The organism is Streptococcus suis, from assembly GCF_002964045.1.
Classification (GTDB): domain Bacteria; phylum Bacillota; class Bacilli; order Lactobacillales; family Streptococcaceae; genus Streptococcus; species Streptococcus suis_U.
Genome location: NZ_POPB01000630.1, coordinates 1 through 321, shown reverse-complemented (window position 1 = coordinate 321; position 321 = coordinate 1). Strand labels below are relative to the sequence as shown.

Annotated in this window: 1 pseudogene; it reads left to right on the top strand. The window is 44.2% G+C overall.

Going from position 1 to position 321, the window contains the following annotated elements:
* Positions 1-321 (top strand): annotated as a pseudogene (locus C1E99_RS13745) (23S rRNA methyltransferase); the annotation flags it as partial.

The following is a 321-nucleotide window of genomic DNA, read 5'->3' as shown; positions in this document are numbered from 1 at the left end:
CTTTCGCACAAATCCTCTCAAAGAAAGTCAATTGGACTTTGAGCAACCAATCCCTAATATGACTTGGTCATACTATGGTAAGGTCTCAGGAAAGTCTCCAGAACATGTAACTGGCTTAGTCTACTCACAAGAGCCGGCTGCACAGGTTGTCGGTCAGATTGCAGCTCCGGAAAAAGGGATGAAAGTGTTGGACTTGGCAGCAGCGCCAGGAGGAAAGTCTACTCACTTGCTTTCATACTTAGAAAATACGGGGCTCTTGGTTAGTAATGAAATTTCCAACAAACGAGCAAAAATCTTGGCTGAAAATATTGAGCGTTTCGG